This is a genomic window from Halothece sp. PCC 7418 (assembly GCF_000317635.1).
In the GTDB taxonomy this organism is placed as follows: Bacteria; Cyanobacteriota; Cyanobacteriia; order Cyanobacteriales; family Rubidibacteraceae; genus Halothece.
In genome coordinates this window covers 1,965,605-1,978,926 of record NC_019779.1, presented here as the reverse complement: position 1 = coordinate 1,978,926, position 13,322 = coordinate 1,965,605, and the positions used below count along the sequence as shown (strand labels likewise).

The window sequence follows — 13,322 nt, the reverse complement described above, 5'->3', positions numbered from 1 at the left end:
ATCGTTCTGTTCTCTCTCAGCACGGAGACTGTCTCCATCCTAAATTAAATAAAAGCCGTCCAGAGGAGGGTAGAGTTCCCCTGGACAAGCATGATTCATAACATGAACAATGATCTAAGAGCGACGAACGCGGTCTTTAATGCTAATGAAAACGAGCGCGATCGTTGCTGGAATGACAACGATTAACGTTCCAGCGAGTAAGCTATAAAGGAAGTTTGCTAAAGATGGTGTCATGGTCTTTTGTTACTCTATGATTTAAAGTTGAATGGTTACAGGGAGAGCCCCTATGCTAATTTACAGGATAACAGGGTTTGGTGACTGTCTTTAAGTTGTAGCCAGCTGAGTCAAACCTGATCTATCCTGATTTATCTTGTCCTTATTAATAATTTTAATAATTTGTTTATGGAATTATCAACAGTGATCAATTGGGGATTAGGAATCTTTTTCGCGGTGATGACGGTTCTCTTTATTTTTCGGATTGTCCTCACCTGGTATCCCCAAATTAATCTTAAACAGTTTCCTTACAGTCTAGTCGCATTCCCGACTGAGCCCTTTTTAGCCCCCTTGCGGAAAGTTGTTCCTCCCATTGGCGGGGTTGATATTACTCCTGTGATTTGGGTGGGAATTTTCACCTTATTACGAGAAATTCTACTAGGACAACAAGGACTATTGACTTAATAATCGTCATTACTCATTTGGTTTTGATTTCTATTACCCATGAATCACCGTTAACAGAAAGTTGCAACCCGTGTCTCTTGAGAAAATTCAGTCAATAATTAGTCTCGCAACACTAAAACTGGACAGGGAGCTTGACGCACGACTCTTTCTGCAACTGAACCCAAAGCAAAACGGTTTAAACCTTTGTGGGCATGAGAAGGTATAATAATCAGTTGAATATCGTTTTTTTTGGCATAGTCAAGAATTTTTCTCGCTGGTTTCCCAATCATGACATTAAAGGGTGCTTTTTTATATTCGGGATCAGAACACCGTTTATAAAACACCTTTTCTACGTGGCGACGACGGGTTTCGTTATCCACTGTATGCCAAATCATACCAGGATCTCCAGGGTTAAGTGGACGCAAAACGTGGAGAATATGAACATTCTCTGGGTCTTCTACTTCGTTGATGGCTTCTGCTAGGGCTTGAAAGGAGGACTCGGAAAAGTCAATGGGAACTAAAACGCGATCGCGCTTAAATAAACTCATAATTATTAGTGATTGGTTCTTAGTTCTTGTTACTATCGCTACTTCTAATATAAATCAGTGTGAGTCAGATTTGCCCCTTCCAAATTCGCATTTTTTAAGTTTGCTCCCACTAACTTAGCTTTACATAAATTCGCTTGACTTAAGTTAGCATTTTCTAGATTCGCCACCACTAATTTTGCCCCTTCTAAGCAACTATAACTCAAATTTGCCCCCACTAAATTTGCACCAATAAAATTACATCCTTTCAGGTCAAAATGACTTAACTCTATCCCTTGTAAATCAATATTCTGAAAATTTCGTTCCCCAGCAGTATAACGGGCGAGAAACTCTCCAACTGGGGTAATGGGAATCTCTCTTAACGGCGGTTGGCGATAAATAAACCGAAACGTCTCCCCACTGTCAAGGACTTGTTGCACTTCTTCATAAAACGAATAAGCCCCCACACCGCTTAACGTCACCCAAGCGCGAGTGCGAGTAATGGCGGTAAATAACTGATTGCGGAGATAAAGGTTTCCTTCGTCTTTTGCAATTTGGTCTAAACCCACAATATACACCATATCCGCTTCTTGTCCTTTGGCGCGATGAATGCGAGAAACCGTCACCCCTCCTTCACACCAAAATTGATTTGGGTTACGCTGAACCGAAGCCGTTTCAAAAACATTACAATCAGGCGCACTGGGGAGATAAATATCAAGCCCTTGTTGGTAGAGAAACCGCGCTACTTCTGTTTCTAAACGCCTCGCGGTGAAAGTTTCCCCTAAAACCAAGACTAAAATCTGACGGCTGGGACGTAATCCTTCCTGACGTAAATTGATTAAAATTTGTTCAGCTAAAGCGGTTAATTCTTCTTGGCGTACCGCATAACTTTGAAAGCGGATCATCTCACCCGACCATAATTGCGGTAAGGGATGAGGCGAATTTTCAATCGGACGTTTGAGAATAATTTCTGTCTGCGGTTCAAAATGTCCTGTCACTTCATAACCCAACGCTTTCCAGTCTTCAGGATGTCTCACTCCTGTTAATAGTCCTTTCCGTCTTAATAATCCCATACCAATCCCATGAGCAAAAGTAATTACGGGATGAGGGAGTCGGTAACAACGAGAGAGAATTTCTGTTTTTTTGATTCCATCTTGATACTCGCCACTGAGAAGATGCGCTCGTTTTTCTCCTAAAATCTCTCCTGGGGTGGGAATCGTGAGATGATCTAAACTTTGGGCTTCGTCATAGGTCCAAATCAGTCGCCGTTGTTGCGGTTGCGTGGGATGGACGGGGCGTAATGCTTGATAAGCCAGTTGATAGAAAGGTTGTTGAGTTTGTAGCTTGATTTTTTCGTCAACTAGCAAATCTTGTCCTTCGTCAATGAGGATGGCATCAAAAAGTTGAGGAATCGATGTTTTTGTGAGAAGCTGATCGCAGGCTAAGGCAAGGGCGACTTGGGGCTGATACCGTTCGGGTTTGGGAATATCAGATACCGTGAGGGGAGAAATGTCTGCTGCTTCGGCGATGAGGCGATAGAGTCCAGCTTGTTTTTTTGCGCCCCAAGCATGAAGGACGCGCAGTTTAGAGTTTTTGGGGTGAAAGGTTTGTTTTGCTTCACTAAAGCGATTTAACCAATAGCTGAGTTGATCAATAATGACGGGGTAGAGGCTACGAGAAAAGAAGACTAACGCAATCTCCCAGTCTGGATGTTTTAAGTGCATTTGCGCTGCTTTTTGACAGAGAAGCGCAGTTTTTCCAGACCCAGCAATTCCCCGTATCCGTTGACATCCTGGGGGAATTTGTTTGCCAATTTTTTCTTGTTGTTGATCCCATTGAGAAATCTGTTGATAAACTTGTTGTAAGATTTTTCCTCGACTATTTGGAGACGCGAGAACTCGATATTTGGGTTTTTGATAAACGGGTGTTCCACTGAACATTGCAAGTAAGAGTTCCCATTGTTTTTCGGTTAGATCAGTCCCTTGAGAAAGAATTGGGGTTTGTTTGATTTTTGAGAATAAATGATCAGTTGAGGCGAAATCATCTGTTAATAAGAGAGGGGGTTGACTAGGGAGACGATGAAATGTTCTTGCTTCCCATTCCCTGCGGGTAATATTGGGTAAGGCGACTAAAACCCGACTGGTAATTTGATGATTTAAGCTGGCTTCTTGGTGACAATAATTGAGAAGAGAAAAGAGTTGATTTTCGGCTTGTTGATAAGGATTACCACTGCTGGTGTAAAAGTTTTGATAGTGCCAGAGGTGTCCTGTAATTTGTTTAATTTGATCAATGACTAGCCCTTTCACTTCAATAATCATAATTCCCAGAGCGCGATCGAGCAACAAAATATCAGGTTCTTTCCGAAAATTAGTCCCAGTCGAAAAAATGGGATAACGCCAATAGCCCAAACAATTACGATTTTCAAACGCAACTTGTATGGTTTCCCAAACTTTCTTTTCCGCACTCTGACCCGCTTGTGAAAGGGGTTCAGTTACTATAAACTGTTGATTGGTCATTGGTCATTGGTTATTTGTCACTGGTTACCCTTTCAGTTTCTGAGACGGTAGGGTGGGCAAGGCAAACCCTACGAAATGTAACATCTACCTTTTTAAATTGGTATAATTAACCTTGAAATTTTTGGTTGATATACTGAGTTATACGGGCAAAACTTTGTTTAGTTTGAGTATGAAACTTTTCTAATTCTGAACGAAACTGATTCACTTTTCCTTCCAGTTCGCGAATCTGATTAAAAAGAGCTTTCCAAGAATTTTTAACCCCGTCTAAATCCTTTTTGATTGGGGTAATAACAACGTTTTCGAGAGTATCAATTCTTTGGTCAACATATTGAATATACTGTTGCAACTTTTGCTCAGTTTCTTGATTAACTGTTGTGGTTGGGGTTTCAATTTTTTGTTCTAAGGCTTCTAGTCTTTGCCAAAGTTCTGAATCATCAGATGTTGTTCCAGTAGAACCTGTTTCTTCTTCAAGATAGTCTTTGATCCAACCTTGAATGAGTTGGGTCATTGTCACTCCTTCCGCTTTTGCTTTTTTCTGGAATTCTTCACGGGTGGTTTCATTAAGTCTAATTTTTATAAATTTTGTTGTCATTGATTTTTTACAAGGTGCGTTGATTTGGAGTGGGGTTTTTACGGGAATGTTATCTAAGAACAAAAAATAATAACTTTGTCCTTGAACTAAGATCAGAAGCAGTTGATTAATTATGATTGTATCGGTTAGTGTACAAAGATACAGAATGGTTTTGCTTGTGATGTAAGATTTTAACGCTAAGTTATGTCATGAGGTTAATTAATGCCTGTAAGGTTACAAGGACAATACCAACAGTTTAGGAAAAAACGAACATCTTGGTCTTGGTTGGCTGCGATTCCCCTATCCGCACTAATTGTTTTAGTGTCCCATCGTGCAGCGATCGCGCAAGATTTAGAACCCCTGACACCAGAGACAGTGAAAGGACTGGTGGACACGATTTGGATTTTAGTGGCTGCGATTCTGGTGATTTTCATGAATGCGGGCTTCGGAATGCTGGAAACGGGCTTCTGTCGCCAAAAAAATGCGATTAATATTCTCTCTAAAAATTTAATTGTTTTTGCCCTTGCCACAATCGCCTATTGGGCGTTTGGCTTCTCGTTAATGTTTGCCAATGGTAACGCAGTCATCGGGTTTGGGGGTTGGTTTTTAACAGGAGACTCAGCCATCTACGGACTAGATCCTTTTCCAGAAGGCTTACCCGTGAGTGTGTTTTTCTTATTCCAAGTGGCGTTTGCGGGGACAGCAGCAACGATTGTTTCTGGTGCAGTCGCGGAACGAATTAAGTTTCGCAGCTTCATGATTTTTAGCTTTCTTTTGGTTGCGTTTGGCTATTCGGTCACCGGACACTGGGTGTGGAGTGAAACGGGTTGGTTAGGAAGTTTAGGTTTTAAAGATTTTGCAGGGTCAACTGTGGTGCATTCTGTGGGGGGTTGGGCTGCTTTAGTCGGGGCTTATTTACTGGGTCCGCGAGAAGGGAAATATTTGGAAGATGGGACGATGACAGGGATTCCGCCCCATAATATGAGTATTGCCACCTTAGGGGGACTGATTTTATGGATTGGCTGGTTTGGCTTTAATCCTGGATCGGAATTGGAAGTGAATTTAAATGTTCCTGATATCGCCCTGACGACAAACTTAGCAGCAGCTTCGGGCGCGATCGCGGCAACAATCACAGTTTGGCTTCGCTTTGGACTCCCTGATCTCTCCATGATTATTAATGGGGTGTTAGCGGGGCTGGTAGCGATTACCGCGAGTTGTAATGGAGTCAGTTACTTCGGAGCAGTGATGATTGGTGCAGTGGCTGGCATTTTGGTTGTTTTTTCCGTAACCCTTTTTGATCGCCTCAAAATTGATGACCCTGTTGGTGCGATTTCGGTTCACTTGGTTAATGGCATTTGGGGAACCCTTGCTGTCGGAATCTTCCATCAAGAATTAGCTAGTCCCAGTCAATTTTTAACTCAAATCTTTGGAATTTTAGTCGTTGCGATTTACACAGTAATTCTAAGTCTCGTTTTTTGGTTCGCTCTTAAATATTTAATTGGGATTCGGGTTGATCTTGAAGAAGAAAGAGAAGGCTTAGATATTGGAGAACATGGTATGGAAGCCTATAGTGGTTTTGTGCAGCTTGAAGATGTGGTTGATGATGATGATGATGAACAGGAGACACAACTGATGGCTCCCATCGAAGACTAATCTTTATGTCTTCTTTACAGAAAACAAGGGAACAAACCGTTATCCTGAAAACAAATGAGTTTCGGATGATCGCGGATTTCAATTTATGACACAACCTAGCTTTGGTGTAATTGGTTTAGCCGTCATGGGAGAAAACCTGGCTTTGAATGTAGAAAGCCGAGGATTCCCCGTGGCTGTTTACAACCGCACTGCGGAGAAAACCAAAACCTTTATGGCGCAACGAGCGCAAGGGAAAAATGTTACTGATACTTACACAATCGAAGAGTTTGTGAAGGCTTTGGCCCCCCCGCGAAAAATTTTAGTGATGGTCAAAGCGGGAAAAGCAGTAGATGCTGTCATTAGTCAACTCAAGCCTCTCTTAGCACAGGGAGACATGATTATTGATGGTGGAAACTCTCTTTATGAAGATACCCAACGTCGAACCGAAGAGTTAGAAGCGGTAGGCTTAGGCTTTATGGGAATGGGCGTTAGTGGTGGTGAAGAAGGCGCACTCCTGGGTCCGAGTTTGATGCCTGGTGGAACACCAGAAGCCTACGAAAAAGTAGAACCGATTGTTACGAAAATTGCTGCACAAGTAGATGATGGTCCCTGTGTGACTTACATTGGCCCTGGAGGCGCAGGTCATTATGTGAAGATGGTTCACAATGGGATTGAGTATGGGGATATGCAGTTGATTGCAGAGGCGTATGATCTGCTGAAAAATGCTCTTGGGCTGAATCATGAACAGTTGAGCGAAGTGTTTGCACAATGGAATCAAACCGAGGAACTCAACTCGTTTTTAATTGAAATTAGTGCGGAAATCTTTAAGAAGATTGATCCAGAAACGAATCTTCCCCTAGTTGATGTGATTCTCGATTCGGCGGGACAAAAGGGAACTGGACGCTGGACTGTTGTGAGTTCTCTAGAGTTAGGGATTCCCATTCCGACCATTTATGCTGCGGTGAATGCGCGGGTGATTTCTTCGTTTAAGGAGGAACGCACAGCAGCGAAGGAACAGTTAGCCGGTCCTAGTGCTAAGTATGACGGGGATACCCAAGCCTTTATTAATAAAATTCGGGACGCACTCTATTGCTCAAAAATGTGCTCTTACGCCCAAGGAATGGCTTTGATGGGGAAAGCCTCGGAAGAGTTTGGCTTTAACCTCAATCTCAGCGAAATTGCTCGCATCTGGAAAGGCGGTTGCATTATTCGCGCGGGTTTCTTGGATAAAATTAAGGCTGCGTTTAAGGATAACCCAAAATTACCGAACTTATTACTTGCGCCAGAGTTTAAACAAACGATTTTAGACCGACAAAACGCATGGCGGGAAGTGTTAGCAGTGTCGAATCAGTTGGGAATTCCAGTACCAGCGTTTAGTGCCTCTTTAGATTATTTTGACAGCTATCGGCGCGATCGGTTACCCCAGAATCTGACGCAAGCCCAGCGTGATTTCTTTGGAGCGCATACTTACGAACGAACGGATCAGCCTCGCGGTGAGTTTTTCCATACAGAATGGATGGAGAATCATTGACTTCTCCTCGCTAAACAAGAGACGAGGATTCTAAGAGGTGGCTTCGCAACGGGACGGGGCTTTCAGGGTGCTGAAATGAATTCAGCACACAGCCCCTCTTAAAAACCTCGTTGCTCCGCTCTTTCTCTTAGAGTTCCAGATGTACAGTCTGGATGGCAGAGTCAAAGCTGCTCTACAGACCTTGGCTAGGACTAATCCTAGCTGTATCTCTACTTTTCGGAGGATGTTTGCTGCTGCGTTTGCATCGGCATTTACAATTCTTCCTTTTGAATCTTGATAGCATCCTCTCGTTACTCGCTTTCCTGTGGGGGCGCACCTTTCGGGTTTCTCACCGAAGGTCGGTAGCAAATCACGATCCAGATAGCTCGACTTGGAAGTGTAGGATTCCTCAGTTTCTACAAACTCAATTCCATTTTCCTCTGCTAATTGTTGAATCCGATTCTTTAACTTAGCTGTGGGAATCTGAACAAAGTTTTGATTGTTTTTCTTCCCTATATTGACTCCTTGACGCTGACCTTTATTCCAACCGAAAACGATAACCCCTATATCTTTGTTAAGGCAATAGTTAATCACCATCTTTGCTGCCTTGTTTACAGCATCTCGGACTTGACGGTTTCGTTTTTCAGTGATTCTAGCTAACTCAAAGTCCCAATAACCTTGAGGTTTTCCCTCCTTAAGAGAAGACACTCGACGGTTATAGTTCTGCCATTCGAGATTTAAGTTTTCTCCCATCAATGATGAAAGACTCTCCAATAGTGGAAACACAAGTTAACCAATTATCCAAGCCTGGATCAACCCCTAGTGCTTCGGTGGAATTAACTGTGGTTTTGACTTCAGGTCTTTCATAAACCCATTCCACATAGAACTCTCGGTTTCGAGGGAGGATTCTTAACTCTTTAATGTTTTTCCATTCTAGGTTAGAAGGGAAAGAAACAAAAAACTCTGATCGACCAAACCACGCTTTAATTGTTTTCCCTAAAGGAATTCTAACTTGACCGTTCTTCAGAGTTAAATTTTGTTTAGGATAAGGAGCAACCGCCATTCCTCCTTTATTTCTATAATTGGGAAGTTTAGGATGGTGACTAATTTCTCCCTTAAAAAAGGCTTTCTTCAAACTCTTATAAGACTTAAAAGATTCTGCGACGCTTCTAAGAACCTGTTGAGCGCATTGAGAGTAGAGGGCTTTGAAGTTAACTTGTTGTTTTAGGACTTCTTCTGGTTCATATTTTCCAATGATCCGACCTTCATTAAAGAAAGTTTGACGGGCATAATAGATTCCACAATTTGTTAGATTATTAGCCGTATAGCAAATATGTTCTAATATGGGAATGACCTCAGAGCTTGGTTTAATTCGATTTTGCTGACATCCATACATAGGCGTTCTAAAATAATGGTAAAATTATTATAACATAAATCAAGTCATTGACAAGATATGAAAAAGAACAATTTTCCATTCGGATAGAAGTAGGGAGACTTGAAAAGTTGAGACTATATGCAAGACATAAAAGAAAACAATGACTCAGCTAGTAGAGGACTGGATTGATACTTTAGAAATGCCGAATTACAAGGACACAGAAGGCTAAAGCCTTGTTTGTGTCATTCAGCCCTCGATTTCAAATCGAGGGCTTTCTGACTGAATTTCCGTAAGCAAATTTTTGACTCCCCTTGTGGGGAGTTTTTGCAAGTAGGGAGTGTCACCAAAGCCCGTTAATTATTGGTCGTTTCGAGTTCGGATAGGTGAAGTCTGACAGCATTAACATAGGCTTCATCGTTCGCTGCGGTGGGAGACAGTTCACCAGCAGCGATCGCGCGGTTGACCAAGGTTTCTGCATCAATTTCCCCCGCTTCGTAGGCTTCTTCTAGTTTGTAATAGCTCGGAATGCCTTCTGGTTCAAATTCTCCGCGATAAGCTGCTGAGACTAAGTTAAAGGCTTCTGTCTCACGAACATTTTGCCGATTTTGAGCGTAAGTTTGCTCTTGTGTGGGTTGCATCCCTTCGGCTTGTGCTGGCAGCGCGAGTCCTAAGGTTAAAGCTAAAGTGGTCAGTGTACCTAGTGTCAAATGGCCCATGACTGTGAAGACCTCCTTACTATAGTTCAAGGTTTAGTTGTCATCTTGTCCTCGATCCGTTATATCGGATAGGTGTAGGCTGACAGCATTCATATAACCTTCATCTCCTGCTGCGGTGGGAGACAGTTCACCAGCAGCGATCGCGCTATTAACGATATCTTCAGCATCCACTTGACCTGTTTCATAGGCTTGTTGCAGTTTATGGTAGCTGGGAATGCCTGCAGATTCGAGTTTTCCGCGATAAGCAGCAGACACCAGATCAAATGCTGCTGTGCTGCGAACATTGCGCTGATTTTGGGTATAGGCTTGTTCTTCCGCAGGATTCATCGATTCGGCTTGTGCTGCGGGAACCGCACCAAGGGCTAATAGCAATGTGCTGAGAGTGCCGAGTGTTAACTGACGCATCACTCTGACGACCTCCTTTTTTGCTTTGCTTCATTTTCTAGGTTAAGAAAAAGTTATTAAACATGACTTCCCACGGATGAAAGACATCGTCTCCTTCTGTTTTCATTCTCTAGGGGTAGCTCACTTGTTCAAAGACCCGCAGAAACCGATAAGATCAACTTACTGTCTTGGGAGGATTAAATGAAATGCTAGCTCATATACTTGCTCTCGGAATTGGCTTAGGAAGTTTTCTACTCTATTTTTCAGCGTTCTTTTTTCCAGAAGTTCATCGTAAAAGTGACTTTTACTGGAGTGGTTTAGGACTCTTTTATGGTCTGGTTTTATGGGTTTGCGCGGGACGCATTACGGGTGGAGTTTTACTAGGCGCGATCGCGAGTACCGCCCTACTTTTATGGTTTGGGACACAAACACTGCTCTTACGCCGTGCGCTGACTGCACCCGCAGAAAAAACGAATGTCTCTCAAAATATCGCCAATCGCTTACAAGCCCTTTCTCCACAACGCCTCTGGCAGAAAATAAGGGGAGGTGAAACGAAACGTGAACCTTCTCCAGAAGAGACTTCTACAGGAAAACAGTCAGAGAGCCATCCGTTTGAAACGGATGGATGAATGGCCCTTAAAGGCTTCAGCCTTTTGTGTCATTTTATGTTATGATTCTAAAAATAGCCCTAAACTTAATGGTGAAAAACCCAAACGGGCTAATTGAACAGGTAAGGACACAGCTAAGGTTAACCAAGCGTCAAGGTCTGTCTCCCATTCTTGAGTGTGGGAAAGGAAGTGACGAAATGTGATTTTAATCCATTGAGTCACAACAAGAGTGAATCCATTGAATTTTAATCAATGGAGAACTCAATACTGAAGGGGAATCGAACAGTAACACTTCTCCTTCCTAACTGGAGGAATGGGCTGAGAGGAGTAGAATGCGGAGTTCTGAAAGTTGAATTTTCCAAGGAAATGGACGTGCTTTTAAGTCTTCCCATTTCTCTTTAAAGACTTCGGCTTGGAGGTGATAATCTTCAGGATGATTGGCGGGTTCATTTAATTTTAAATATAAGGTCATGCGGTGTTGGGTTTCGCTAACGGTGGCTAGCCAACAGGGGAAGGTATTGGTTGTTTCGGTTTCTGGGAAGTTTAGTTGATGGGCGCGAATCCCCACATAGTCGAGAGAAGATGGGATCGGTTCAATGACTTCTAGGGTACAATTCCAATCGATCGCGCTGATTTTGTTAGGCTCAAGCGCAACCGCACCAGAGAAGTTTTTACAACCTGTTAATTGTGCAGTACGCCAGTTCGGGGGACGTTCAAAAATGTCTTGTTTTGACCCGTTGGCGATGACTTTTCCCTCATCGATGATGACTAAGTTCGGACAGACGCGATAGGCTTCTTCTAGGTTGTGGGTGATAAATAGCGTTACCCCTTCGTAATGACTGAGGTTTTGACGCAGTAGTTTTTCTTGTCGATCGCGCAAATAAGTATCTAAAGCCGAAAAGGGTTCATCGAGGAGTAAACTATCCGGTTGATTGATTTTTGCCCTCGCTAACGCCACTCGCTGCTGTTGTCCGCCAGAAAGTTCGTTGGGATAGCGATTCCCCATTCCTTCTAGGTTAACCGCAATCAGTTCTTTTTCTACGTTTTGTTTGATGGCGCGATCGGATTGTCCTTTTGGCATGGCAAACGCCAGATTTTCCGTTACGGTGAGGTGAGGGAAGAGGGCATAATTTTGAAATAATAACCCACAAGCGCGATCGCGCGGTGGAAGATTAATCCCTCTCTCGGAATCATATAACACCCGTCCATTTAAGATGATTTTCCCGCGATCTGGGCTTTCTAATCCTGCAATACAACGGACAATGGTACTTTTTCCAGACCCTGATGCACCGAGTAACCCCAGTGGGGTTTGATCCGTGGTAAAGGAGACATCTAAATATAAATCGGAGAGTTGTTTTTGAATCTCGACCATTAATTCTATTTTTGCTGGCGGTAAGGGAATTTTTTGAACGGGTTTGCGTCGAGACGCAGCGCGATTGGATAACTTAGAAAGTAGAGGATGAGAGGAATAGTTTTGATGACCATCTGTCCAATAATTAACAGCAATAATCACGCCTAAAGAAATTCCTAACATGATTAAAACTAGGATAAAAGCGCGATCCATTGCGCCTCCTTCTGCTGCTAAAAAAATCGCGATCGGGATGGTTTCGGTTTTCCCTGGAATAGCCCCTGCTAACATTAAAGTTGCGCCAAATTCCCCCAAAGCACGGGCAAAAGTGAGTAAGGTTCCTGCGAGTAAACCTGGTTTTGCTAAGGGTAATAAAACGCGCCAAAAAATCGTCCATTCTGATGCGCCTAATGTTCGCGCACAAGCGATTAAATTATTATCAATTTGCTTAAAAGCCCCCAATGCAGTTTTATACATTAAGGGAAATGCAACCACAGTCGAAGCAATCACTGTCGCCCACCAAGAGAAAATAATTCTCACCCCAAACCCATCTAAAATTTGACCAATAAAGCCATTTTTTCCGAGTAAGAGGAGTAATAAAAACCCGACAACTGTTGGCGGAAGCACTAAAGGGGCAGTTAAAATTCCTTCCAGAAATCCCTTTATTTTTCCTTGATAGCCTAGCATCCACCGCGCAATTAGAATCCCAATCAAAAAGGTTATAAAGGTTGCAGTTAGGGCGGTTTTTAGGGATATCCAAATGGGAGAAAAATCGGTCATATAGCAATCCTAAATCAGTTCTCAATTCCTGCATTTTATCCCCCCTCTAATTCCCCCCTTAGTAAGGGGGGATAGGGGGAATCGTAAGTTATTTTTTACAAATCCAAACTATATTTTTATTTCTTCGCCACAATGTGAAAAATGTGCCAGTAGCGGTCTTCTCCCAAGGGGGTTTTTCCAGGATGTTCTTCTTCTTCTAGAAGTTCAATATTGTAACGGTTGAGTAAGGTTTCCACTTGAGAACGAGTCTGACAATGAATTAAACCGCCCTCTTTCCACGAATCGCGATCGCCGAATAAATGTCCACAAAATCGACCGCCCCTGCTTAAAGATTCAAAAAGATGATCCCAAACTCTGGGGAAGGCTTCTGCTGTACAAAACGGTAAGCAAAAACTGGCATTAATTAAGTCAACGGACTGCTCAATTTCTAACGCTTCAAATGTAGAAACTTGAGTGGTTAGTTGGGGATGATCGGCAAATTTTGCTTGTAATTTGGCAATGGCTTCAGCTTCTTTATCAATAGCTAAAACCTGCCAACCTTGTTCTAAAATCGGGACGGTATCTCTCCCAGTTCCACAGCCGAGATCGATCGCGAATCCAGGCTTTTCAAAGTTAGCAAGGGCGGTTAAAATTGTTTTTCGCGGTGGGCGATCTTCAATGGCTTTGTAGTAATTTTTCCAGTCTCGTTTGGTTTTAGTCAT

General features: G+C 42.8%; 12 protein-coding genes and 1 pseudogene. 4 read left to right on the top strand and 9 right to left on the bottom strand.

Annotated features, from left to right (window positions below):
* Window positions 1–114 precede the first annotated feature (114 nt).
* Window positions 115–234 carry a photosystem II reaction center X protein gene (gene psbX / locus PCC7418_RS08985; protein ID WP_015225858.1) on the bottom strand — a complete coding sequence of 40 codons (120 nt, stop codon included), beginning with the start codon at window positions 232–234 and terminating at the stop codon, window positions 115–117.
* 168 nt (window positions 235–402) lie between these two features.
* Between psbX and PCC7418_RS08980 the strand changes: the two genes are divergently transcribed.
* Window positions 403–678 carry a YggT family protein gene (locus PCC7418_RS08980; protein ID WP_015225857.1) on the top strand — a complete coding sequence of 92 codons (276 nt, stop codon included), beginning with the start codon at window positions 403–405 and terminating at the stop codon, window positions 676–678.
* Between the two features lie 98 nt (window positions 679–776).
* Here the strand turns inward: PCC7418_RS08980 and PCC7418_RS08975 are convergent, their stop codons facing one another.
* From PCC7418_RS08975 to PCC7418_RS19380, 3 genes are all read right to left on the bottom strand, one after another.
* Window positions 777–1,205 carry a universal stress protein gene (locus PCC7418_RS08975; RefSeq protein ID WP_015225856.1) on the bottom strand — a complete coding sequence of 143 codons (429 nt, stop codon included), beginning with the start codon at window positions 1,203–1,205 and terminating at the stop codon, window positions 777–779.
* A 44-nt stretch (window positions 1,206–1,249) separates the two neighbouring features.
* A complete protein-coding gene (locus PCC7418_RS08970; RefSeq protein ID WP_015225855.1) occupies window positions 1,250–3,697 on the bottom strand; it encodes a pentapeptide repeat-containing protein in 2,448 nt (815 codons plus the stop codon).
* A gap of 106 nt (window positions 3,698–3,803) precedes the next feature.
* Window positions 3,804–4,289 (bottom strand): hypothetical protein, encoded by a 486-nt coding sequence (locus PCC7418_RS19380; protein WP_015225854.1) that lies wholly within the window; start codon window positions 4,287–4,289, stop codon window positions 3,804–3,806.
* A 201-nt stretch (window positions 4,290–4,490) separates the two neighbouring features.
* Here PCC7418_RS19380 and PCC7418_RS08960 point away from each other — a divergent pair, with 201 nt between their 5' ends.
* Both PCC7418_RS08960 and gnd read left to right on the top strand, forming a co-directional pair.
* Window positions 4,491–5,921: an ammonium transporter gene (locus PCC7418_RS08960; RefSeq protein ID WP_015225853.1), complete on the top strand. Its 1,431-nt coding sequence runs from the start codon at window positions 4,491–4,493 to the stop codon at window positions 5,919–5,921.
* 85 nt (window positions 5,922–6,006) lie between these two features.
* Window positions 6,007–7,431, top strand: coding sequence for a decarboxylating NADP(+)-dependent phosphogluconate dehydrogenase (gene gnd / locus PCC7418_RS08955; RefSeq protein ID WP_015225852.1), 1,425 nt, complete (start codon window positions 6,007–6,009; stop codon window positions 7,429–7,431).
* 81 nt (window positions 7,432–7,512) lie between these two features.
* On the opposite strand, the pseudogene PCC7418_RS21335 reads toward gnd, so the two are convergent.
* The 3 genes and pseudogenes from PCC7418_RS21335 to PCC7418_RS19370 form a co-directional block, all read right to left on the bottom strand.
* A pseudogene (locus PCC7418_RS21335) lies at window positions 7,513–8,806 on the bottom strand (RNA-guided endonuclease InsQ/TnpB family protein).
* Between the two features lie 332 nt (window positions 8,807–9,138).
* Window positions 9,139–9,501, bottom strand: coding sequence for a hypothetical protein (locus PCC7418_RS19375; protein ID WP_015225851.1), 363 nt, complete (start codon window positions 9,499–9,501; stop codon window positions 9,139–9,141).
* Between the two features lie 33 nt (window positions 9,502–9,534).
* A complete protein-coding gene (locus PCC7418_RS19370; protein WP_015225850.1) occupies window positions 9,535–9,906 on the bottom strand; it encodes a hypothetical protein in 372 nt (123 codons plus the stop codon).
* A 185-nt stretch (window positions 9,907–10,091) separates the two neighbouring features.
* Here PCC7418_RS19370 and PCC7418_RS08935 point away from each other — a divergent pair, with 185 nt between their 5' ends.
* On the top strand, window positions 10,092–10,514 hold the full coding sequence (locus tag PCC7418_RS08935) for a Ycf66 family protein (RefSeq protein ID WP_015225849.1): 423 nt from the start codon (window positions 10,092–10,094) through the stop codon (window positions 10,512–10,514).
* 280 nt (window positions 10,515–10,794) lie between these two features.
* Here the strand turns inward: PCC7418_RS08935 and modB are convergent, their stop codons facing one another.
* Window positions 10,795–12,621, bottom strand: coding sequence for a molybdate ABC transporter permease subunit (modB, locus tag PCC7418_RS08930; protein ID WP_015225848.1), 1,827 nt, complete (start codon window positions 12,619–12,621; stop codon window positions 10,795–10,797).
* Between the two features lie 116 nt (window positions 12,622–12,737).
* Window positions 12,738–13,322, bottom strand: a complete 585-nt coding sequence (locus PCC7418_RS08925) for a trans-aconitate 2-methyltransferase (RefSeq protein WP_015225847.1) — start codon at window positions 13,320–13,322, stop codon at window positions 12,738–12,740.